The organism is Yeosuana aromativorans (assembly GCF_014646655.1).
Taxonomy (GTDB): Bacteria; Bacteroidota; Bacteroidia; order Flavobacteriales; family Flavobacteriaceae; genus Yeosuana; species Yeosuana aromativorans.
The window spans coordinates 95,717-116,998 of sequence record NZ_BMNR01000007.1 but is presented as its reverse complement, the minus strand read 5'-3'; the positions used below and the strand labels follow the sequence as shown (position 1 = coordinate 116,998).

The window sequence follows — 21,282 nt, the reverse complement described above, 5'->3', positions numbered from 1 at the left end:
CCTATATGAAATGGCAACATGCACTTAAAGATTATCAACTATACCTAAAAATTGAACGGGGTTTATCAAAAAATTCCATTGATAATTATACGCTTGATGTCCATAAGTTAATGGGTTATTTGGAAACCAAAAATCTTTCGTACACACCCATTTCTATAACACCAGATATCATTCAGCAGTTTATTTATGATATAGCCAAAACCGTTAATGAGCGTACACAATCCAGAATTATCTCTGGCTTGCGCAGTTTTTTTAATTATTTGGTTTTTGAAGATTACAGAAATTCCAATCCGTTGGAACTGATTGAGTCTCCAAAAATAGGCAGAAAACTACCGGACACATTAAGTGAATTTGAAATTGATAATTTGATAAAAGCCATAGACCTGAGTACTCATGAAGGTGAACGAAACCGGGCCATGCTTGAAACCTTATATGGTTGTGGACTGCGCGTAAGTGAGCTGATTAATTTAAAAATATCCGATTTGTTTTTTGATGAAGGCTTTATTAAAGTCACTGGAAAAGGTGACAAACAACGATTTGTACCCATTGTAAAAAGCACCCAGAAATATATCAATATCTATAAAGACCAAATCAGACCGCATGTTCCCATACAACCCAGCCATGAGGATACCTTGTTTTTAAACAGACGTGGCAAACAACTTACCAGAGCCATGATTTTTACCATTATCAAACAATTGGCTGAAAGAATCGGTCTTAAAAAAAGTATTTCGCCCCATACGTTCAGACACTCTTTTGCTACCCATTTATTGCAAAACAATGCCGATTTACGCTCTATACAAATGATGTTGGGCCATGAAAGTATTACCACAACTGAAATATATGTGCATTTAGATAAAGGTCATTTATCAAAAGTTGTAGAGAAATACCATCCCAGAAAATAAAAAAACCAGCATTAGCTGGCTTTTTAATATTATAAAATTATAGTTTTATTTAGCTATATTCACGGCTCTGGTTTCCCTGATTACGGTTACTTTCACCTGTCCTGGATAGGTCATATCCGTTTGGACTTTTTGGGATATACTGAACGATAAATCGGCTGCTTTTTGGTCATCAACTTTTTCGCTTTCAACTATCACACGCAATTCCCTACCCGCTTGTATGGCATAGGCTTTTTTCACCCCTTGGAATCCAAAAGCGATATCTTCTAAATCTTTTAAACGTTGAATATAACTATCCAACACTTGACGTCTTGCTCCTGGTCGTGCGCCTGAAATGGCATCACATACTTGTATAATGGGAGACAATAAGGATTTCATTTCTATTTCATCATGATGCGCTCCAATGGCATTGCAAACTTCGGGCAGTTCCCCAAATTTTTCGGCCCATTGCATTCCTAAAATAGCATGTGGTGTTTCCATATCGGCTTCTGCATCTGGCACTTTTCCTATATCATGAAGCAATCCGGCGCGTTTGGCCAATTTAGGATTCAATCCAAGTTCAGCTGCCATAACGCCACAAAGTTTGGCCACTTCACGTGAATGCTGTAATAAGTTCTGTCCGTAAGATGATCGGTATTTCATTCTACCAACCATCTTAATCAATTCTGGATGTAAATTATGGATACCTAAATCAATAACGGTACGCTTACCTACCTCAATGATTTCTTGTTCAATTTGCTTTTTGGTCTTTTTAACAACCTCTTCTATTCTGGCCGGGTGAATTCTTCCGTCAGTAACCAATTTATGCAATGATAAACGTGCTACTTCACGACGAACAGAATCAAAACAAGACAGTATAATGGCTTCAGGAGTATCATCAACTATAATCTCTACACCAGTTGCAGCCTCGATAGCACGAATGTTACGACCTTCACGACCAATGATACGCCCTTTTACATCATCTGATTCAATATTAAATACCGAAACGCAGTTATCAACTGCTTCCTCTGTTCCTATACGTTGAATGGTATTGATGATGATTTTTTTGGCTTCTTGCTGCGCTGTTAACTTGGCTTCTTCAACCGTAGATTGCACATACGCCATTGCATCATTTTTAGCCTCTCCTTTTAAGGATTCTATAAGCTGCGCCTTGGCATCTTCAGCAGATAAACTTGAGATAACCTCCAATTGCTCAACCTGGCTTTTATGGAGCCTGTCTATCTCTACTTGTTTTTTGTCAAGAATGTCCAATCTATGATTGAAATCCTTAATCTTGGCTTCAACTTCATCATTGAGCTTTTTGTTTTTAGCCAGTTCTGATGATATTTGCGATTCTTTATCGCGTATACGTTTTTCAGCTTCAGCTATTTTTTTGTCGCGAGCAAGAATAACCTTTTCATGCTCTGCCTTCAGCTCAATAAATTTCTCCTTGGCTTGAAGTATTTTATCTTTTTTTATTGATTCGCCCTCATTATTGGCCTCTTTAATGATAGAGGCTGCACTCTTTTTGGCGCCCTTAATAAGCTTTGACGCATTGTTTTTCTCTAATGTTTTTGCTACAATAAATCCTATTAGTAATCCTAATAGAACACCTCCTGCAATAAATATAATTGAGTTGTCCATGATAATTAGTTAGTTTATGTATATAAAAAAGCCTACACCAGTTTAAAATTTTGTATAAACTCCTTAAATACAAGTTTAGGGCTAACAAGCTGATCAAGGATCTGCTCAGGGCAGCTTGCTTTTACAACTTAAACTCACCCTTTTTAAAGAATTAACGTTGAGTTTATCAAAAAAAATAACCAATGTAGGCAGTAACTTTTAGTTTATTTTAAAGAACGCTAAGAGACTAAGTAAGACTGTAACAAACTATTAAGTGTGTTTAATTTTTCCTCAACATGTTCATTAACAACCTCTTTATCAATTGTTTTCTGTTCAACTTGAGAGGCAAACTGTAGGGCACACATGGCCAAAACATCTTGTTTATCTCTCACAGAATAGCTTTGCTCAAATTGTTTAATCATTGCTTCAATGTTTTTAGCCGCTTTGCGTAATCCTTCTTCTTGACTTGCCTCAATGGTTAAAGGATACACCCTATTAGCTATAGACAGCTTTATTTTAAGCTTTTCTGACATTGAATTTTTGTAGCGTTAATCTGAGAGTTGAGCAATACAATGGTCAATATCCCTGATTAATGCATTTATTTTAAGCTTAGTTTCTCTTTTATTGTTGTCACTACCTAGCATTGTATTTGCAATTTTAAGAGCTTCATATTTTTCTTCCCAAGCTGCAATATGCAATTCTTGTTCTTGAAGTTTTTGTTTTGAAGCGGCTAATTCATCGGTTAACTTTAAATTAGTCTGCCTTAAAATCTCTAGCTTATGTAATATCTTACTAATTTTGTTCTCTAGAGAATCTACAATATCTTCAATATTACTCATTTACAAATTACAATACGTATCTCACAAAGTTAACATAGATTGGTATAAATTACAATTGTTTTCCTAAAAAAAATTAAAATGGTTGCTTACCGCTCATTATCAAGGCAATGGCTTGATTTTTGTTTAATTCTTTGTGTATTCACAACAAATTAATATTTTTAACAACAATACCAAATGGCGATAATGCGTTTAAAACTGTGAATTTGGTACAAGCTATTTATATATGAGATTTACCCTTATCCCTCTACTCTTTTTATGCACCTTTTTAAAAGCCCAAAACAATTATCCTCAGGACTATTTTAAAAGCCCGTTGGAAATTCCTTTAGTTCTTGCCGGTAATTTTGGCGAACTACGATCCAATCATTTTCATTCAGGTCTGGACATAAAAACCCAGCAAAGACAAGGATTAAACGTACATGCCGCAGCTAGCGGTTTTGTGAGTAGGATAAAAATATCCCATTACGGTTACGGAAAGGCGCTTTACATAACGCATCCAAATGGTTACACAACGGTTTACGGCCACTTGCAACATTTTAATCCGGAGATTGAAGCTTATGTAAAAAAACGTCAGTATGAAAAGGAGTCCTATGAAATTGAATTATTTCCGCAAGCTGGTGAATTAAGCGTTGAACAAGGTGATATTGTGGCTTACAGTGGCAATACTGGCGGTTCTGGTGGTCCTCACCTTCATTTTGAAATACGTGATAAGGACGAACATCCCTTAAATCCCATGCTGTTTGGAATTGATATTGCAGATTCAGTCAAGCCCACCATCAGTAATTTATATGCCTATCCCATCGGGGACAGTTCATATGTGAACAAGTCAAATGCCAAACAACCATTACGGCTGATTCCTCTAAAAAGTGGTGATTATGTGGCAGAAAATATTGAAGCTTATGGTAAAATAGGCTTTGCTGTGGGTACTACAGACAGGCAAAATTTGGCCGCCAACAAAAATGGTGTCTATAATATTCAAACGTTTTTTAACGGTAATAAAAATTTTGAACTGGATTTTAGAACATTTGCTTTTGATGAGTCCAATTACATAAACCGCTTGATTGATTATGAAATCTATAAAGAAAAACGCCAACGTGTTCAAAAACTGTTTGTGGACAACAATCCATTGAGCATGTTTGATTCGGTTATTAATAATGGCTACATTAAAATCAATGACAGCACCAATTCTGTTTACAAAATCAGGGTTTCAGATTTTAAACATAATGATACGTGGGTAACCTTGAACATAAAAGGAGAAAAAAGTGATACGTTTGAAGTGGTGAAACCTAAAGTAACGCCTTATTATATTTATAAAAATCAAAAAACCACTTTAAAGGAAGGAAATGTAACTGTGGATATATATCCAGACACATTTTATGATGATTTTTATATTGATTTTCATGTAGATAATGACACCTTAAAACTTGATAAGGATGTTATACCCTTAAAGAAAAGCATCACTATTAGTTATGATGTTAGCAACTATGCTGATGCCGATAAAAACAAATTATACATTGCAGAATTATTAGGCTATAAAAACTATCCATCCTATTCACCAACCAAAAGAAAAGGAGATATCCTGTACACGTATACCAAAACGCTTGGTACTTATGCACTTACTACAGATAACATAAAGCCTACAATCAGCCCAATCAACTTTAAAGACGGACAATGGTTGAGCAACTATAGGTTTTTAAAACTTAAAATTGATGATGAGTTATCTGGTATTTCAAATTACAGGGCAACCGTAAACGGCAAATGGATTTTAATGGAGTATGATTACAAAACCAAAACACTGACCCATGATTTTAATGATGGTGTAGTGACCGATGTGAAAAATAATTTAAAGGTCATCGTGACTGATAATGTTGGAAATAGTTCTACTTTTGAAGCACTGTTTTATAGAAAATAAAATTTATTGCATTTGAACACAAAATCTTCAATTGTTACACTGCTGTTGTTTCTAATGGCTTTTACAGGTTTTTCACAGACCGCTACCATCAAAGGAATTATTCTTGATGCAAACAATGAACCAATTGCAAATGTTAACATCAAAGCCGGTAGCACAGGAACCCAAACCAATGACAATGGGTTTTATCTCTTAAAAATTCCATCAAATCAAGAAGTCACAGTAGAATTTACCCACATTAGTTATAAAAAAGTTGAAAGTATTTTTAACCTGAAAAATGGGGAAACACTAGAGTTCAATCCGGTCATGAGCCCGTCTGTAGAACAAATTGCAACTGTAGTTGTCACTGGCAAAAGACAGCATGATGTTGAAGGCATCACCACGCTTAACCCAGAAACTATCCGTAAAATACCAGGTGCCAATGCAGGTGTTGAAAACTTATTGATGACCTTACCAGGCGTAAACAATAATAATGAGCTCAGCACACAATATGCTGTTAGAGGTGGTAATTTTGATGAAAATTTGGTGTATGTCAACGGCATTGAAGTCTATCGCCCGTTTTTGGTGCGTTCGGGTCAGCAAGAAGGCTTGAGTTTTGTAAATACCGATCTAGTTCAGAATGTTGACTTTTCAGCTGGTGGATTTCAAGCTAAATATGGAGATAAACTATCTTCGGTTTTGGATATCACTTACAAAACGCCCTATCAATTTGAAGCCAATGCAGATTTAAGTCTGTTAGGTGGCAGTATTTCCGTTGAAAACGTTAGTAAAGATTCTAAATTTTCAGGCATTGTTGGTTTGCGCTATCGTGACAACAGTTTGTTGGTAAACGCCAAAGAAACCAAGACCAATTATGACCCAACATTTGCTGATGTTCAAACCTATCTAACCTATAAATTTACCGATAAGTTTCATTTGAGTTTTTTAGGAAATGCATCCCTAAACAAATACAATTACCAACCACAGACCAGACAAACAAATTTTGGTACTTTAACTGATCCAATGGCATTGATTGTCTATTATGAAGGACAAGAAAAAGACCAATACCAAACCCTGTTTGGTGCATTTAATGGTACTTATTTTGTCAACGAAAACCTAACCATGCATTTGATTGCGTCAACCTATCACACCACTGAAGAAGAACACTTTGATATTTTTGCACAATACAATTTGGGTGAAGTGAATACTAATATTGGTGACCAAAATTTAGGGGAAGTCGATTTCAGTAAGGGTATTGGTAGTCAATTAAACCACGGCAGAAATGATTTGGATGCGTTGTTCACTACTATTGAACACAAAGGAACCTATAACATCAATAAAAATCAAATTGAATGGTCTCTTAAATACACACATGAAGATGTTCGCGACCGATTGGTGGAATGGGAAATGATAGATTCAGCAGGATTTTCCATCAGACCGCCAAAAACAATTCCAGTAAACGAACAACCTTATGCACCCTACAGTGGCCCTATTGAACCTTTTCAAAATGTTAGAGCAACCAACAAGGCCCAGATAAACAGAATACAAGCCTACGCACAATGGAGCAAACGCTCTACTTTAGGAACCAGTGATGTTTGGTACAATGCTGGTGTACGGGTTCATAATTGGTCTGTTCAAGGCAATGGCATAGCTACTTCAAACCAAACGGTTTTTAGTCCGCGAGCACAATTTGCCATCAAACCATTTTGGGAAAAAGACATGCTCTTTAGAATTGCTGCCGGGATGTATTACCAACCACCATTTTATAAGGAGCTTCGTGATTCATCAGGAACCGTTCAGCCCAATGTAAAAGCGCAGAAATCCTTTCATGTCATTTTAGGAAATGACTATAGTTTTAAAATGTGGGACAGACCTTTTAAACTGACCACTGAAGCTTATTACAAACATCTATCGGATGTCAACCCATATACTTTAGAAAATGTCCGCATTCGTTACAGTGCCACCAATAATGCAAAAGCCTATGCATACGGATTGGACATGCGTCTTAATGGAGAATTTGTCCCTGGAACGGAATCCTGGTTTAGTTTTGGATATTTAAAAACAGAAGAAAATATTGATAATAAAGGTTACATATCAAGACCTACCGACCAACGCTTGAAGTTTGCAGCCCTGTTCCAAGATTATGTGCCCAATATTCCCAGTATGAAAATGTACCTGAATCTGGTTTACAATACAGGTGTTCCTGGTGGTTCGCCAAGTTATGCAGATCCCTACGAGTACCAAAACCGATTACCGGCCTATAAACGTGCAGATCTTGGCTTGCAGTTTGTCATTGTTGATGAGAACAAACAATTCAAAAGTGGTTGGAAAAAGCCATTTAAGGAATTGTCCTTTGGGTTTGAAATCTTCAACATGTTTGATGTACAAAACTCCATTACCAATACCTGGGTAAGAGATGTTTACAGTAAACGTCAATACGCTATTCCCAATTACCTCACGCCTCGTGTTTTTAATGTTAGAACAACTATGAAGTTTTAAATTAATTTTTGGGTCAACATCATTTTTAAGCTTAAATTTGTATCCCTCAAATTTATTTTGAACCATCATTTTTCCGTTTTATAACATGAAACATCTTTACCCCTTTTTGGCATTTTTAATATTCTGCCAAATCATAAACGGACAAACCTTAAACGATTTGTCTTTTGGAACCAATGACACTTTTGAAATCATGACATGGAATCTTGAAACGTTTCCAAAAAACAATCAGCAAACCGTTGATTATGTGTCACAAATAATAGATGCTCTTGATGTTGACATGGTGGTTATCCAAGAAATAACTGATATACCTGCCTTTAACCAACTCACTAATTCACTTTCAAATTATAATGGCTATATAGAATCTACCTACTATGATGGTCTAGCTATTTTATACAAACCTAGTGTGGTTGAAATCAATGCTATCTACAGAATATATGACACCTCACAATATTGGAACACCTTTCCAAGAGCGCCTATGGTTATTGATATTACTTATAACAACCAACATGTTTACATTATTAACAACCATTTAAAATGTTGTGGTGATGGCGTGTTAGTATTAAACAATTCTAGTGATGAAGAATACAGACGCTATGAAGCTATTAATTTATTGAAAAGCTATATTGATACCAATCTTCAAAATGAAAACGTTATTGTTTTGGGCGATATGAATGATGAATTAACAGATTCACCAAGCAACAATGTGTTCCAAAATATTTTAGACGATTCAGCCGATTATTTGTTCACAGATTATGATATTGCTTCAGGAAATAGCACTGATTGGTCGTATCCGTCTTGGCCTTCACATTTAGACCATATTTTGATTACAAATGAGTTATTTGACGAGTTTGCATTGCCTAGTGCAAACATTCAAACCATAAAAGTGGATGATTATTTATCGGGTGGTTTTACCGAATATGACACAAATGTAAGTGACCACAGACCTGTTGCATTAAAACTGACAATAGATTCAAACTTAGGCACTGAAGATCTTAGCTTCAATAAAACAACTTCTTTAACAAATTATCCCAATCCTTTTAGATACGAAACGACGTTTAGTTTCTCGCTTTCAAATAGAAACTACAAACTTGAAGTCGTTAATATTTTAGGGCAAACCGTGTTTTTAAAAAACTTAGATCAGGGACAATCATCGTTTAAATGGCATCCAAAAGGCATATCGCAAGGCATTTACTTTGCAAGGCTATCGCAAGGCAATCAGGTTATAGCAACAAGAAAACTTGTTTTATCGCATTAATGGTCAGTAAATTCCTTTAAGATTTCAATCACGTAATCAAGTTCTTCCTTGGTATTGTAACTACTGAATGAGAACCGTATGGAAGGTTTTTGTAAATCGGCATCGCTTAACAGTTCTGCCAAGACATGAGAACTTTGGGTACTTCCACTTTGGCAAGCACTGCCTTTAGAGCATGCTATACCTTTTAAGTCAAGTTGAAATAACAACATAGCTGATTTTTCAACCGAAACGGGCAAACAGACATTTACCAAGGTATACGTGCTAGTTTCCATATCACCAGAACAGCCATTAAATGTCACTCCTGAAATGGCTGCTTTCAGTTTGTCAATAAAATACCGCTTTAAATCTTCAATATAAGCACGCTCTGTTTCTAGATTTGAATAGGCCAATTTTAAGGCTTCTTCAATACCTACAATATTATGAACACTCTCAGTGCCCGCACGCAAGCCACGCTCCTGCTCGCCTCCAAAAATCAAAGGTTTCAAACCTGAGTTTTTTCTAACAAAGGCAAACCCAACGCCTTTTGGTCCATGAAACTTATGGGCACTAGCAGCTAAAAAGTCTATAGGTATCTTTTGTAGGTCCAGTTCATAATGTCCAACAGATTGCACCGTATCACTATGGAACAAGGCTTTATTGGCTTTACATAAATCGGCAACGCGTTGGATATCCAAAAGATTTCCAATCTCATTGTTAACATGCATCAAGCTAACCAGTGTTTTTTTGGGGTTTTGTAGTAATTCCCCAAGATGAGAAAAATCCACTTGTCCCGTGGCATCTATGTTTACATAACTAATGGAAATATGATATTCCTTTTGAAGTTGTTCAACGGTATGCAAAACGGCATGGTGCTCAATCCGTGAGGTAATGATATGCTCCACCTGCAAATCCCTAACAGCACTTCTTAAAACCAAATTATCGGCTTCAGTACCACCAGAAGTGAATACAATTTCTCCTGCTGAGGCATTTAAATAACTGGCAATTGTCTTTCTGGACTTTTCAATAAGTGATTTAGAAGACCTTCCAAAACTATGGGTAGATGACGCATTGCCATAATGTTGCTTCATGACCTTGGTCATGGCATCAATAACCTCATCCCTAATTTGGGTGGTTGCGGCATTATCTAAATAAACTTGTGTCATCTTAAATACTTTGGAATGCAAAAATACTTGAAATAAAATTATTATCAATATGCTGCGTTATAAATAACAATTCCATTATTTTTGTCAAAATCCAAATCCAATGCGCAACAGATTTTTTATTGCATGTATCCTAAGCTTATTCGCAGTATCATCTTGTAACGATGGTAATATTATAGATGTTACATTTGATTTTGACACCACTTTTAAAGCTTGTGATGGCGTGAGTAATCTTGTGTTTTACAAAACAAAAAAAGATCCTTCAGAATCCTTATCGGTGCTTATAAAATCCTTAAAACTTGAAGATATATTGAGCTTTAAAGGCAAGGATACCATCATAACCAAAACCGGCAGCACGTTTAATTATAGAACTTACAGCAATACTACATTGCCATCTGGTTTGTTTTGCAGTGACATACCGCCTTCAGACCTACAAATAACCAATGATTCAGAAAGTTCAGCTGAAGCTGTTATTACAGCCACGTTAACCGAAGATGACAAAGATGGTGTTCCTTATGATTTGGAATATGTATTAGACAGTAATGGCGAGTTACTAGACACCGATGGCGATGGCATTCCTAACTATAAAGATGCTGATGACGATGGTGATAACGTCCTAACAAAAGATGAAAATCCTGACCCCAATAAAGATGGCAATCTTGATGACGCCCAAGATACCGATGGTGATGGCACTCCTGATTATTTAGATACTGATGATGACGGTGATGGCATCTTAACCCGAGATGAGGAAAATGACTCGCAAGACCAAAACCCAGGAAATGATGTTACAAACATTGACGTCGGTGCTGATTATTTAAATCCGGATGTTGCCACACAAGTTCCTGCTACGGCTTATAGGTCTCAAACCATTTATAAAACTTATTTGGTCACCATGATAGTCAATAACATTTCATTGGAAAACATTTATCAAGAGACCATGGATTTTGGAACATTGGAAGACAGTTCATTATCAGAATCCTATACTATAATACCTCCTTTTAATTAACTAGGAACGTTTTGGTAAATATATACCTCGGTGGCGCCTAAGCCATATTTTTGAAAATTGGCATCGTAAAACTTGACATTGTTATATCTGCCAAATAAATAATCTAGCTCCAACTTTAGGGTACCCTCACCCACACCATGGATAAACACCACTTTTTGAATGCGTTTTTTAATGGCAAATTCCAGTTGGCGTCTGGCCGTATCCAGTTGTAGGGTCAACATATCATGATTGGTCATCCCTTTTGTTGAACTCACCAATTGATGGATATGTAAATCCACTTCCATAGTGGGTTGGTAACGTTCTTTTGCTTTTGTTTTTACAGTTTGTTTTCTGGATGGTTTTTCTTTTTCTGAAATAACCTCGTCAAGATTGGAATGTGTAAATAATTCCTTTTTAAAATCTTGGGACGGCTTGCTTTTAACAATTTCAGAGGTTTTAAACTCCAATGGAAATCCATCTTTGGTTAGAATGGTAACCACGTTGCCTTTAACTTCTGTAATGGTTCCTGACAAATCCTCATCAATAACCAATACAGAATCACCTACTTTAAAATCCATTAGTCTTCCTCTTTAACAAAGTCGTTGTTATCATCAGCTTCATGTTTGCTGGGGATGGTCTTTGAGATTCGGTAAACACCAATCATCAAAAGGGCAATTCCTCCTATTAAAACATACTCGTTTTGACCTGGTCCAGATTCAGCAAAAATGGACACAACAGCTCCCACCACAATCAAGATATAGTTTATATATTTCATTATTGTTTACCTTTTTTATTTTGAAAAAACTAAATTACGTAAATAAATATAGTTTGAAGAGCTTATAATTTCAATTTATTGATTAGGATGTTTTTTGAAATAGCTCCTTTTACTATATTAGCTACATCAACACAGACCCATGTCCGGATTAAACGATTATATGTTGCCTTGTTTAAACAAAACACTTTTTGGTGTGGAATGCCCTGGTTGTGGTATGCAACGGTCATTAGCACTTGTTGTTCATGGTCAGTTTACTGCTGCATATCATATGTATCCAGCCATATATACGCTTTTTATTCTGGCACTATTCCTGGTTTTTAACCTCTTTGTAAAATTCAAACACGATTATAAAATCAAAATGGGACTGATTATTCTCAATGTCATCATTGTAGTAGTCAGCTATGTCGTTAAAATAACACACTTAAATTAATCATTATGGAAAAACAAAAACTACCCAATTCAACGCTTATTCTAGTCTTCGGAATACTATCTATTTTAACCTGCTGCTGCTATGGAGTCATTGGTTTGATTTTAGGTGTTGTAGCTATCGTTTTAGCAAACAAAGCCACAAAAATATATGCAGGAAACCCTGAAGAGTACACAGGTTTTTCTAATGTTAAAACTGGGAGAATACTTGCTATAATTGGTGTTATTCTTAGCGTTTGTTATCTTATTGCTGTTATTTACTTTTATGCTACAGTAGGTGCAGAAGGTATGGAAGAAATGCAACGCCAATGGTTGGAACAAATGCAACATGCTTAATGAATTTTATCTTATCAAATAAAAAAAGCGGCTTAATGGCCGCTTTTTTATTGTCTGTTTCTTAAATATTATTCAAACTGTTTGAGTGTTTTTATAATGATACTCACACACTCCAATAACTGGTTTTTAGTCATAACCAGAGGCGGTGCAAATCTTATAATATTACCATGGGTTGGCTTGGCCAACAAGCCATTATCACGCAATGCTAAACAGATATTCCAAGCCGTATCGCTATCCTCATCATCATTGATTACAATGGCATTCAGCAAACCCTTACCTCTAACAAGCTTAACAATACTGCTGGTATCAATATATTTTTGCAATTCACTTCTAAATAAGTTTCCTAGTTGAAAGGCATTGTCCGCCAAATTTTCATCACGAATCACTTCAAGGGCTGCTATGGCCACTGCAGCAGCTACAGGATTTCCTCCAAATGTACTGCCATGGTTTCCTGGTTTAATCACATTCATGATATCATCATTTGCCAAAACAGCAGAGACTGGATATACACCGCCGCTTATGGCTTTTCCTAAAATAAGAATATCCGGTTTCACATCGGGTGAGCCAGAACAGTTTTTGCTCTCACAGGAACAATTACCACAAGTGGCCAATAACCTTCCCGTTCTTGCAATACCGGTTTGTACTTCATCGGCAATAAACAAAACGTTGTATTGCTCACAAAGTGCTTTTGCCTTGGTTAAATAGTCTTCGCTGGGCACATAAACACCCGCTTCTCCTTGAATGGGTTCCACTAAAAATCCAGCAACATTCGGATTGTTCTTTAAAGCATTTTCCAAGGCAACTAAATTATCGTATTCTATTTTAATGAACCCTTTGGTAAAGGGCCCAAAATGGCGACGTGCAACAGGATCATTTGAGAAAGATATAATAGTGGTTGTTCGTCCATGGAAATTATTCTCACAAACAATGATTTCTGCTTCATTTTCAGCTATGCCTTTAACTTCATAGGCCCACTTTCTGCATAGTTTTAATGCCGTTTCAACTGCTTCGGCACCAGTGTTCATGGGCAATAATTTATCAAAACCAAAAAACTGGCAGGCAAATTTTTCAAATTTTCCCAGCATATCGTTATGAAATGCCCTGGATGTTAAGGTTAAGGTTTGTGCCTGTTTAATCATGGCATTGACAATTTTTGGGTGACAATGCCCTTGGTTTACGGCCGAGTAAGCCGATAAAAAGTCATAATACCGTTTGCCATCTACGTCCCAAACGTAAACGCCTTCTCCCTTAGTCAAAACCACAGGAAGCGGATGGTAATTATGAGCTCCGTACTTGTTTTCTAATTCAATTGCTTGTTGAGATGTTAATTGTTCTAAAACAGCCATTTTAATAAACATTTAAAATTGATAAAATAACCATTCCTTCTGTACCTTTATTCTTTCGAAGAATTCGAAAAAGCAGCGTGGGAGAGAAATCATCCCCAGATAGGTGCGCAAGTTACTAAATATTAGTTGCTTTGTAAAATATTATTCCCAGCTTTTATTTCAGCAAAATGCCTTCGGAAAAAAATCATAATTTGATAATCGTATATCGTAATTCCTTTCATTACTTTTGCAGCATGTCTAGAAAAAAGAAAAAACAGGTTTTTACAAATATTGAGGTTATTGATGCCGGCGCTAAAGGGAAAACCATTGCCAAAGCACCTGATGGAAAGGTTATTTTTTTACCAAATGCGGTTCCGGGTGATGTGGTGGATGTACAGACATTTAAAGCCCGTAAGGCCTATTATGAAGGCAAAGCCACTGTTTTCCATAAACTTTCAGATAAGCGCACACAACCCATTTGTGAACATTTTGGGGTTTGTGGTGGCTGTAAGTGGCAAGACATGGCGTATGAACATCAATTGTACTACAAACAAAAAGAGGTGGTTAATAATTTAACCCGATTGGGACATATTGAATTACCTGAGGTGACTCCCATTTTAGGATCAAAAAAACAGTACTTCTACAGAAATAAAATGGAGTTTTCATTTAGTGACTCCCGTTGGTTGACACAAGATGAAATTCAGTCTGATAAAAACTTAGATGACAAAAATGCCTTAGGATTTCATATTCCGGGCATGTGGGACAAAATTCTGGACCTCAACACCTGTCATTTACAAGAAGACCCATCCAATGCTATACGCAATGCTGTTAAGCAATTTGCTGTTGAACATGATTTGGCATTTTTCAATACCCGCAATCAAACAGGTCTGTTACGTACCATGATGATCCGTACCTCAAGTACTGGGGATATTATGGTGATGATTCAGTTTTTTAAAGATGATAAATCAAAACGTGAGTTGTTGTTGGATTTTATTGCAGACAGCTTTCCTGAAATAACGTCTTTACAATATGTTATCAATGAAAAGGCCAACGATACCATTTATGACCAAGACGTGATTTGCTATAAAGGCGCTGATCATATTTTTGAGGAGATGGAAGGTTTGAAATTTAAAATCAATGCCAAGTCCTTTTACCAAACCAATTCTGATCAGGCTTATGAATTGTATAAAATAGCCAGAAATTTTGCCGGACTGACCGGAACCGAATTGGTTTACGATTTATATACCGGCACAGGCACCATAGCCCAGTTTGTAGCCAAACAGGCAAAAAAAGTGATTGGTGTTGAGGCCGTTCCTGATGCTATTGCAGCCGCCAAGGAAAATGCACAATTAAATGGCATTACAAACGTTGACTTTTTTGTGGGTGATATGAAACAAGTATTCAATATGGCCTTTATTGCGGCGCATGGCCAACCAGATGTTATTATAACCGATCCGCCAAGGGATGGCATGCATAAGGATGTGGTACAACAAATCCTGAATATTGCGCCCAAAAAAGTGGTATACGTCAGTTGCAACAGTGCCACACAAGCACGTGATTTAGCGTTGATGGATACCATGTATAAAGTTACCAAGGTACAAGCGGTTGATATGTTCCCACAGACATTTCATGTAGAAAATGTTGTACTTTTGGAAAAACGGTCAGAATTAACAACTTAATTTTGAAGAATAAAAAACACATGAATTACTACAAAGGACTAGCCATTTTTTTTGGCGTTCTCACTATTTTATCCATGGGTTGTGAACCCGACGATATTTGCCCAGAAAGCACCCCAACTACTCCCAGTTTGATTATCAGGTTTTATGATATTTCCATCCCGGAAAACAAAAAAAAGGTTTTTAAATTTCGAGCTCAAGGAGTTGGTAACGATAACCCATTAACCGACTACAATGTGGTCTCTACCGATTCAATAGTATTACCTTTAAAAACCATTGGCAATAGTACACAATACAAACTTCACAAAGATTACACGTATAGTGATAACGGTACTCCTGATGACCCAAATGATGATGTTATAGGTGGTAATGAAGATATCATTACGTTAAATTACAGTACAGAGCAAGTGTATGTATCACGTGCCTGCGGTTACAAAACCATTTTTAAAAACGTGACTTTGACCATTGAATCTGATGGTGACAACTGGATACAATCAAAAGAATCATTAACCGACAACCAATCTGTAGAAGATGAGACAGCAGCACATTTCAAGTTATTTCATTAGCCTTATAATGCTGTTGGTGTTTGGTATGTCGGTACATGCCCAAAACGACAGTATTATCAGCGCAGTAAATGATTCCACAACAATAAAACTCAAGTACGGCCTTCGGATTGGTGGTGATGTTGGAAAACTCATTCGATCTTTTACGGATAATAATTATTCCGGATTTGAGGTCAATGGCGATTACAGGATAAAAAACAATTTGTACATAGCCGGCGAATTGGGAATTGAAGACAAACACACAACTACCAATTATTTGGATGTTACCAGCAAAGGGAGTTATATAAAAGCAGGTGTTGACTATAATATGTACAGAAACTGGCTAGACATGGACAACATGATTTTTGCGGGTTTTCGTATTGGAGCCAGTACTTTTAGCCAAACCTTGAACAGTTACAGTGTATACAGTACAGACCAATATTGGCAGCCCCAATTTTCAACAACTGATAGCCAAAACTTTAGTGGCCTTACAGCCATTTGGGCTGAGCTTATCCTAGGAATTAAAGTAGAACTGTTCAACAACCTGTACTTAGGTTTGAATGCCCAATTGAAAGGTTTGGTCAATGAAACCAAACCGACCAACTTTCAAAATATCTATATTCCTGGGTTCCATAAAACCTATGACAGCAGTAAGGTTGGCGTAGGATATGGCTACACCATATCCTATTTAATTCCGTTGTATAAAAAGAATAAAAAGTAACAATACTCGTTTGGTTATTTTATTTTGAATACCAATTAGTTCGGTAAACTAAGCCGTATTTTCTGGTATTGTTCATGTATTTTTGTAATTTAGACCTATATTAATTTCAATCCATTTCATTAAAAGCAAAAAAAACAAATTATGTTATATTCTAAAATTTTAATAGCCGTTGACAATAGTGAATTTTCTGAAAAAGCTGCAATAAATGGGTTTAAATTAGCCGAACAATTGGATGCCACGGTTGCACTCCTGTATGTGGTTGACACTTCTAAGGCGGTTGCCAATATAGACACCGGTGTGTATCCAGAACAAGCTTTGTTTTTACTTAAAAAGGAAGCCGAACAAACGCTCAATAAACTAGCCGCTTTGCATACTGGAAAAGAAGTCGTTAAGTTTATGCCACAAGGTATTCCCACAAAAGACATCATTAAAACCGCTGAAAAATGGGAAGCCGACTTGATTGTTTTAGGTACCCATGGTAGAACAGGACTCATGCATCTTTTAGTGGGGAGCGTTTCAGAATCCATCATCCGTCACTCTAAAATACCTGTTATGGTGTATCCTTCAAAATAGACTTATTTACAGCTCTTACCCATCACATAAAGTAATGCCCTAATTTGTAGCATGCTATTGTGTAAATTCGTAAATTAGTGTGAATAAAGCCTAGCACTATAAAACCATGTCTTACTCAAAAATACTCATAGCGGTTGACAGTAGTGAATACTCCATGCAAGCGGCAAAAAAAGGGTTTGAAATGGCTCATCAGCTTCACGCCGAGGTTGCCTTATTATATGTAGTGGACACCTCTAAAGCCTTGGGTAACATAGATGCTGGTATTTCTGCGGAGCAATCATTGCTCGTTTTAAAAAAAGAAGCCGAACAAACACTTGATGAACTGGCCGCCATGTATGACGGTGACGCAGTCATGAAATTCATGCCCGAAGGCTTGCCTACAAAGGATATCCTTAAAACGGCCACCGTTTGGGAAGCCGATTTAATCATCATGGGAACCCATGGCAGAACCGGTTTACTACATCTTTTAGTGGGCAGCGTGGCGGAACACGTCATTAGGCATTCCAAAATACCAGTGATGGTCGTTCCATCTAAATAGGGATAATAATAAAAAGCATTTACGGTTTATTGCCACACAAATTCTGCTATTACAGGTAAGTGTTCAGACATTTTTGAAGAAGATTCTTGTTGAACGCCCATTTGTTCAAGTTCGCTAGGTGAAAAGTCTTCAGTATTTAGAATATAACCTGATTTTAATTTCATGGAATTCGGACTATAGAACACAAAATCCATAGCTCTTGAAGGAAATGGTGTTCCCCTGCCATCCCATGTCCACATAGTAAGTCCATCTTGATGATAAAGTTCTGCAGCTATCAATCCAGCATGAGGCGGTTCATAAGGCCCGGAAATATTCACTAACGGAATGCCTGTACTTACCAAATTAAAGTCGCCAGCTACTATAATACCGTCTACATGGGTTCGGTTAAGCACTTGTTTAATAAGTCTTCGGATTTCGCGTGTTTCAATCCGACGTTTATCTTCCTCCCAGCTATCAGGATCATTCCCACAACATTCCAAATCTATTGAAACCACCAATAATTTATCATTGCCATCAGTAATAATAACGCCATTAACAGGAATGCCATCCTCTAAACTTTTAACATATTTAAGCTTATCTGCTTCAATCATTCGTTTACATAATTGGTCTTTCTCAAATTCAGGATATGGAACTATCCTAGAGAATTCTGGTAAACTTTCTTGTGGAAAACGACTAACAATCACATCACGTTGACGACCACCACTTTGTCCAAAATTGATATACCAGTCATCACTATGGTTTAAAGCTGTTCCCTTTATAGCGCTCAGTATTTGATCCGTATTGGTAAATGGAGCCACTTCATCAAACAATAATATATTGGCTTGTGATTTTTTTACAAAGGCCCTAAAAGTCTCGGGGTCTCTAACAAAAGCATCTGCAGATACATTCCAAGAAAACACACGCACACTCGCTTTCTTTGATGAAGTTTGAGGAGCCGTTTCAGACGTTGTATTAACCGCTATACTAACACAGTTAGTCATTAATAACATCAATACTAAACATCCAAAACTTATGGCCATGGTACGTCTAATGACCTTTAAGCCCCTAAAATATAGTTCTTTACTCATAATTTTATAAAGCTAATATCTATGGACTAATATATTGATTCTTAAGATAATCAGTGATATTAAAACAGAATAATTCCTTTTTGGGAAAAAGTACTCATAAGTATGTATTTGTTTTATAATCAATAAATTATATATTAGTAAACTATAAACCAACCGAAAACCAACCAAAATGAATTCACAAAAAACAGAACGGCTGCACGCTCTAGATTCTTTAAGGGCTATTATGATGATGCTAGGCATTGTATTACATTCTGCCAATACCTATGTTGTAGCAGATTATGGTGCATCATGGCCATTAAAAGACCCTTTGAGTACCAGTTTATATTTAGATTGGATATCGAGCTCTATTCATTCATTTAGAATGCCCATTTTCTTTGTAGTAGCTGGATTTTTTGCATCGTTGTTATTTCATGAGCGATCTTCCATTAAAATGATAAAAAACAGAACAAACCGCATTCTGTTACCATTTCTAGTATTTGTGGTTTTATTATGGCCTTTAGTTATAATAGCATTTACTTATTCCAGCATTGTTTTTGCAAACGGAAACCATCCTTTTACTATAGCTATAGAACTGTTTTCAAGTTTAAAGGCTTTTATTCCGGGACATACCATGCATTTATGGTTTTTGTACTATTTGGTTTTATTTTCAATAACCTCATTTATTGTTGGATTGGCTTTTAAAAAGCTGCCTTGGTTTACTAACAAATCAAGTTTGGTATTTACATTTATTATTCAAAGACCCCTACTTAAATTATTCCTGTTTTCTCTGGTAACTTTTTTGATATTATTAATCATGAATCGCTCTTGGGTTGCTACATCATTGAGTTTTACCCCCGATTTTAATACGTTTATTTTTTATGCGTTCTTTTATTTCTTTGGATGGATTTTGTTCAAATCTAAATCTTACTTAAACAGTTTTATGACCTATGATTGGATTTTTACTGTTTTAGGAATCATACTTTTTACAAGCTATTTTTTAATGGATACCTCTAATATGTCTCTTGAGCTTATCATGGCTATAAAAGCTGTAAATGTGTGGCTGTTTATTTTTGGATTTACAGGGCTTTTTATTCGGTATGGCAGTAATCATTCAGCAGTTATGCGCTATGTGTCAGATTCGTCTTATTGGGTCTATTTACTACATTTACCCTTAACTGCCTTTTTACCAAGTTTGCTGTTTGGGTTAGCCATACCTGCCTTTTTAAAGTTTGTACTTGTAGCGATGGGTACCGCGTTTGTTTGTTTTGCAACCTACCATTATTTTGTGAGAGCTAGTTTTATTGGCAAGTTTTTAAATGGAAGGAAATATTCAAGAAACCTTAAGGATATTAAACCAGAAGTCCGTTTAAATGAAACGCTTAAACCCGTCAATGCTTAAATTGATAAGCTTCTTTTTTAACGACAAGCTACTAAAAAATATGTCTGTATGATTTATTATTGGTTACATATTATTTACGTGTATGTATGTTCAAATTTCTTTTGGAAACCAGTCAATTTGGAATCTGATTTTACCAGAAGCCGTATAGTTAGTATCTTAGACTGTGATGCCTTAAACTATATGGCCAACTCAAGATATTTTTACTATATGGATTTAATCCGCTTAGAAGTCATGTTTCGTTCAAAACTATATAAAAACTCGGTAAAAAAAGGCATGTTTCCTGTCATAGGTTCACAAAAAATCATCTATAAAAAACCATTAAAACGGTGGTCTAAATTCAGTGTGACACTCAAGCTTGAAGGCTGGGATGATAATTGGGTTTACCACCGTCAGGTATTTACACAAAACAATCATGTTTGTGCCATTGGCTTTACCAAAGTTGGTTTTTGGAAAAAACATAAAATCCAGGATATACGATCCATTATTTCCAATAGTGGCCTATTAAAACCTGAAATGGCTGTGTCCTCAGAAGTACTGGAATTCTTTATGAACGATTATAATATTTTAAAACGCACTGATAGTGAGTTAGCTTTAGCTAATGCCAAAGAAACCTTAAATAATTAAAAATCATGCACTTAACCATTACCCACCTTGCATGGTATCGGCGCCATCCAGTAGCCCGACCAATTCTTGTGGGTTATGGATTAACACAGGCAAATGTTGCGGACAAATATAAAAGGCACTGTCTTTATAGTGAAATTTGGTAACTGGTGTGTCTGCTGATGATTTTTTGCACACCATACATACTTTAGAATGGCTCAT

Annotated in this window: 23 protein-coding genes and 1 other RNA gene; 14 read left to right on the top strand and 10 right to left on the bottom strand. The window is 36.3% G+C overall.

The window, feature by feature from the left end:
* Positions 1-5: 5 nt before the first annotated feature.
* The gene (gene xerA, locus IEW94_RS14550) at positions 6-902 is read left to right on the top strand and encodes a site-specific tyrosine recombinase/integron integrase (RefSeq protein WP_188654386.1); all 897 of its coding nucleotides are present in this window, start codon (positions 6-8) and stop codon (positions 900-902) included.
* A gap of 45 nt (positions 903-947) precedes the next feature.
* Here xerA and rny read toward each other — a convergent pair whose 3' ends face one another.
* From rny to IEW94_RS14530, 4 genes are all read right to left on the bottom strand, one after another.
* On the bottom strand, positions 948-2,522 hold the full coding sequence (rny, locus tag IEW94_RS14545; RefSeq protein ID WP_188654384.1) for a ribonuclease Y: 1,575 nt from the start codon (positions 2,520-2,522) through the stop codon (positions 948-950).
* A 56-nt stretch (positions 2,523-2,578) separates the two neighbouring features.
* Positions 2,579-2,685, bottom strand: a non-coding RNA gene (ssrS, locus tag IEW94_RS14540) — 6S RNA.
* Between the two features lie 55 nt (positions 2,686-2,740).
* Positions 2,741-3,034 (bottom strand): cell division protein ZapA, encoded by a 294-nt coding sequence (locus tag IEW94_RS14535; RefSeq protein ID WP_188654382.1) that lies wholly within the window; start codon positions 3,032-3,034, stop codon positions 2,741-2,743.
* 15 nt (positions 3,035-3,049) lie between these two features.
* Complete coding sequence (locus IEW94_RS14530; RefSeq protein ID WP_188654380.1) at positions 3,050-3,340, bottom strand: coiled-coil domain-containing protein; 291 nt, start codon at positions 3,338-3,340, stop codon at positions 3,050-3,052.
* A gap of 223 nt (positions 3,341-3,563) precedes the next feature.
* On the opposite strand from IEW94_RS14530, the gene IEW94_RS14525 reads away from it, so the two are divergent.
* The 3 genes from IEW94_RS14525 (at position 3,564) to IEW94_RS14515 (ending at position 8,979) form a co-directional block, all read left to right on the top strand.
* Entirely contained in the window at positions 3,564-5,249 is a 1,686-nt protein-coding gene (locus IEW94_RS14525; RefSeq protein WP_188654378.1) for a M23 family metallopeptidase, read from the top strand.
* Positions 5,250-5,303: 54 nt separating this feature from the next.
* A complete protein-coding gene (locus IEW94_RS14520) occupies positions 5,304-7,724 on the top strand; it encodes a TonB-dependent receptor (RefSeq protein ID WP_188654436.1) in 2,421 nt (806 codons plus the stop codon).
* A gap of 85 nt (positions 7,725-7,809) precedes the next feature.
* Complete coding sequence (locus IEW94_RS14515; RefSeq protein ID WP_188654376.1) at positions 7,810-8,979, top strand: endonuclease/exonuclease/phosphatase family protein; 1,170 nt, start codon at positions 7,810-7,812, stop codon at positions 8,977-8,979.
* Here the strand turns inward: IEW94_RS14515 and IEW94_RS14510 are convergent.
* Complete coding sequence (locus tag IEW94_RS14510; protein ID WP_188654374.1) at positions 8,976-10,121, bottom strand: cysteine desulfurase family protein; 1,146 nt, start codon at positions 10,119-10,121, stop codon at positions 8,976-8,978. The genes IEW94_RS14515 and IEW94_RS14510 overlap by 4 nt on opposite strands.
* A 100-nt stretch (positions 10,122-10,221) precedes the next feature.
* Between IEW94_RS14510 and IEW94_RS14505 the strand changes: the two genes are divergently transcribed.
* Positions 10,222-11,124, top strand: a complete 903-nt coding sequence (locus IEW94_RS14505; protein WP_188654372.1) for a hypothetical protein — start codon at positions 10,222-10,224, stop codon at positions 11,122-11,124.
* On the opposite strand, the gene IEW94_RS14500 is transcribed toward IEW94_RS14505, so the two are convergent.
* Both IEW94_RS14500 and IEW94_RS14495 read right to left on the bottom strand, forming a co-directional pair.
* Entirely contained in the window at positions 11,121-11,681 is a 561-nt protein-coding gene (locus IEW94_RS14500; protein ID WP_188654371.1) for a DUF8465 domain-containing protein, read from the bottom strand. The two genes, IEW94_RS14505 and IEW94_RS14500, sit on opposite strands and share 4 nt — an antisense overlap.
* A complete protein-coding gene (locus IEW94_RS14495) occupies positions 11,681-11,878 on the bottom strand; it encodes a hypothetical protein (RefSeq protein ID WP_229669539.1) in 198 nt (65 codons plus the stop codon). The genes IEW94_RS14500 and IEW94_RS14495 overlap by 1 nt, the downstream gene beginning before the upstream one ends.
* A 139-nt stretch (positions 11,879-12,017) precedes the next feature.
* Here IEW94_RS14495 and IEW94_RS14490 point away from each other — a divergent pair, with 139 nt between their 5' ends.
* Together IEW94_RS14490 and IEW94_RS14485 are read left to right on the top strand one after the other, a co-directional pair.
* Entirely contained in the window at positions 12,018-12,308 is a 291-nt protein-coding gene (locus tag IEW94_RS14490) for a DUF2752 domain-containing protein (protein ID WP_188654369.1), read from the top strand.
* Positions 12,309-12,313: 5 nt separating this feature from the next.
* Positions 12,314-12,640: a CCC motif membrane protein gene (locus IEW94_RS14485; RefSeq protein WP_188654367.1), complete on the top strand. Its 327-nt coding sequence runs from the start codon at positions 12,314-12,316 to the stop codon at positions 12,638-12,640.
* Positions 12,641-12,708: 68 nt separating this feature from the next.
* On the opposite strand, the gene rocD is transcribed toward IEW94_RS14485, so the two are convergent.
* A complete protein-coding gene (rocD, locus tag IEW94_RS14480) occupies positions 12,709-13,986 on the bottom strand; it encodes an ornithine--oxo-acid transaminase (RefSeq protein ID WP_188654366.1) in 1,278 nt (425 codons plus the stop codon).
* Between the two features lie 233 nt (positions 13,987-14,219).
* Here rocD and rlmD point away from each other — a divergent pair, with 233 nt between their 5' ends.
* The 5 genes from rlmD (at position 14,220) to IEW94_RS14455 (ending at position 18,015) form a co-directional block, all read left to right on the top strand.
* Positions 14,220-15,644, top strand: coding sequence for a 23S rRNA (uracil(1939)-C(5))-methyltransferase RlmD (rlmD, locus tag IEW94_RS14475; RefSeq protein ID WP_188654364.1), 1,425 nt, complete (start codon positions 14,220-14,222; stop codon positions 15,642-15,644).
* A gap of 20 nt (positions 15,645-15,664) precedes the next feature.
* Complete coding sequence (locus IEW94_RS14470; RefSeq protein WP_188654362.1) at positions 15,665-16,207, top strand: DUF6452 family protein; 543 nt, start codon at positions 15,665-15,667, stop codon at positions 16,205-16,207.
* A complete protein-coding gene (locus IEW94_RS14465) occupies positions 16,173-16,904 on the top strand; it encodes a DUF6048 family protein (RefSeq protein ID WP_188654360.1) in 732 nt (243 codons plus the stop codon). Before IEW94_RS14470 ends, IEW94_RS14465 begins: the two co-directional genes overlap by 35 nt.
* 141 nt (positions 16,905-17,045) lie before the next feature.
* A complete protein-coding gene (locus IEW94_RS14460) occupies positions 17,046-17,477 on the top strand; it encodes a universal stress protein (RefSeq protein WP_188654358.1) in 432 nt (143 codons plus the stop codon).
* A 106-nt stretch (positions 17,478-17,583) separates the two neighbouring features.
* Positions 17,584-18,015: a universal stress protein gene (locus tag IEW94_RS14455; protein WP_188654356.1), complete on the top strand. Its 432-nt coding sequence runs from the start codon at positions 17,584-17,586 to the stop codon at positions 18,013-18,015.
* Between the two features lie 26 nt (positions 18,016-18,041).
* Here the strand turns inward: IEW94_RS14455 and IEW94_RS14450 are convergent, their stop codons facing one another.
* Positions 18,042-19,082 (bottom strand): endonuclease/exonuclease/phosphatase family protein, encoded by a 1,041-nt coding sequence (locus IEW94_RS14450; protein ID WP_188654354.1) that lies wholly within the window; start codon positions 19,080-19,082, stop codon positions 18,042-18,044.
* Positions 19,083-19,251: 169 nt separating this feature from the next.
* On the opposite strand from IEW94_RS14450, the gene IEW94_RS14445 reads away from it, so the two are divergent.
* Positions 19,252-20,460: an acyltransferase family protein gene (locus tag IEW94_RS14445; protein ID WP_188654352.1), complete on the top strand. Its 1,209-nt coding sequence runs from the start codon at positions 19,252-19,254 to the stop codon at positions 20,458-20,460.
* A gap of 48 nt (positions 20,461-20,508) precedes the next feature.
* Positions 20,509-21,084 (top strand): acyl-CoA thioesterase, encoded by a 576-nt coding sequence (locus IEW94_RS14440; protein WP_188654350.1) that lies wholly within the window; start codon positions 20,509-20,511, stop codon positions 21,082-21,084.
* Between the two features lie 18 nt (positions 21,085-21,102).
* On the opposite strand, the gene IEW94_RS14435 is transcribed toward IEW94_RS14440, so the two are convergent.
* Complete coding sequence (locus IEW94_RS14435) at positions 21,103-21,282, bottom strand: hypothetical protein (protein WP_188654348.1); 180 nt, start codon at positions 21,280-21,282, stop codon at positions 21,103-21,105.

What these genes read in the sequence shown, in the direction of transcription:
- xerA (WP_188654386.1), top strand. Translation starts at nt 6, where the DNA reads ATGAAATGGCAACATGCACTTAAAGATTATCAACTATACCTAAAAATT.
- rny (WP_188654384.1), bottom strand. Translation starts at nt 2,522, where the DNA reads ATGGACAACTCAATTATATTTATTGCAGGAGGTGTTCTATTAGGATTA.
- IEW94_RS14535 (WP_188654382.1), bottom strand. Translation starts at nt 3,034, where the DNA reads ATGTCAGAAAAGCTTAAAATAAAGCTGTCTATAGCTAATAGGGTGTAT.
- IEW94_RS14530 (WP_188654380.1), bottom strand. Translation starts at nt 3,340, where the DNA reads ATGAGTAATATTGAAGATATTGTAGATTCTCTAGAGAACAAAATTAGT.
- IEW94_RS14525 (WP_188654378.1), top strand. Translation starts at nt 3,564, where the DNA reads ATGAGATTTACCCTTATCCCTCTACTCTTTTTATGCACCTTTTTAAAA.
- IEW94_RS14520 (WP_188654436.1), top strand. Translation starts at nt 5,304, where the DNA reads ATGGCTTTTACAGGTTTTTCACAGACCGCTACCATCAAAGGAATTATT.
- IEW94_RS14515 (WP_188654376.1), top strand. Translation starts at nt 7,810, where the DNA reads ATGAAACATCTTTACCCCTTTTTGGCATTTTTAATATTCTGCCAAATC.
- IEW94_RS14510 (WP_188654374.1), bottom strand. Translation starts at nt 10,121, where the DNA reads ATGACACAAGTTTATTTAGATAATGCCGCAACCACCCAAATTAGGGAT.
- IEW94_RS14505 (WP_188654372.1), top strand. Translation starts at nt 10,222, where the DNA reads ATGCGCAACAGATTTTTTATTGCATGTATCCTAAGCTTATTCGCAGTA.
- IEW94_RS14500 (WP_188654371.1), bottom strand. Translation starts at nt 11,681, where the DNA reads ATGGATTTTAAAGTAGGTGATTCTGTATTGGTTATTGATGAGGATTTG.
- IEW94_RS14495 (WP_229669539.1), bottom strand. Translation starts at nt 11,878, where the DNA reads ATGAAATATATAAACTATATCTTGATTGTGGTGGGAGCTGTTGTGTCC.
- IEW94_RS14490 (WP_188654369.1), top strand. Translation starts at nt 12,018, where the DNA reads ATGTCCGGATTAAACGATTATATGTTGCCTTGTTTAAACAAAACACTT.
- IEW94_RS14485 (WP_188654367.1), top strand. Translation starts at nt 12,314, where the DNA reads ATGGAAAAACAAAAACTACCCAATTCAACGCTTATTCTAGTCTTCGGA.
- rocD (WP_188654366.1), bottom strand. Translation starts at nt 13,986, where the DNA reads ATGGCTGTTTTAGAACAATTAACATCTCAACAAGCAATTGAATTAGAA.
- rlmD (WP_188654364.1), top strand. Translation starts at nt 14,220, where the DNA reads ATGTCTAGAAAAAAGAAAAAACAGGTTTTTACAAATATTGAGGTTATT.
- IEW94_RS14470 (WP_188654362.1), top strand. Translation starts at nt 15,665, where the DNA reads ATGAATTACTACAAAGGACTAGCCATTTTTTTTGGCGTTCTCACTATT.
- IEW94_RS14465 (WP_188654360.1), top strand. Translation starts at nt 16,173, where the DNA reads ATGAGACAGCAGCACATTTCAAGTTATTTCATTAGCCTTATAATGCTG.
- IEW94_RS14460 (WP_188654358.1), top strand. Translation starts at nt 17,046, where the DNA reads ATGTTATATTCTAAAATTTTAATAGCCGTTGACAATAGTGAATTTTCT.
- IEW94_RS14455 (WP_188654356.1), top strand. Translation starts at nt 17,584, where the DNA reads ATGTCTTACTCAAAAATACTCATAGCGGTTGACAGTAGTGAATACTCC.
- IEW94_RS14450 (WP_188654354.1), bottom strand. Translation starts at nt 19,082, where the DNA reads ATGAGTAAAGAACTATATTTTAGGGGCTTAAAGGTCATTAGACGTACC.
- IEW94_RS14445 (WP_188654352.1), top strand. Translation starts at nt 19,252, where the DNA reads ATGAATTCACAAAAAACAGAACGGCTGCACGCTCTAGATTCTTTAAGG.
- IEW94_RS14440 (WP_188654350.1), top strand. Translation starts at nt 20,509, where the DNA reads ATGATTTATTATTGGTTACATATTATTTACGTGTATGTATGTTCAAAT.
- IEW94_RS14435 (WP_188654348.1), bottom strand. Translation starts at nt 21,282, where the DNA reads ATGAGCCATTCTAAAGTATGTATGGTGTGCAAAAAATCATCAGCAGAC.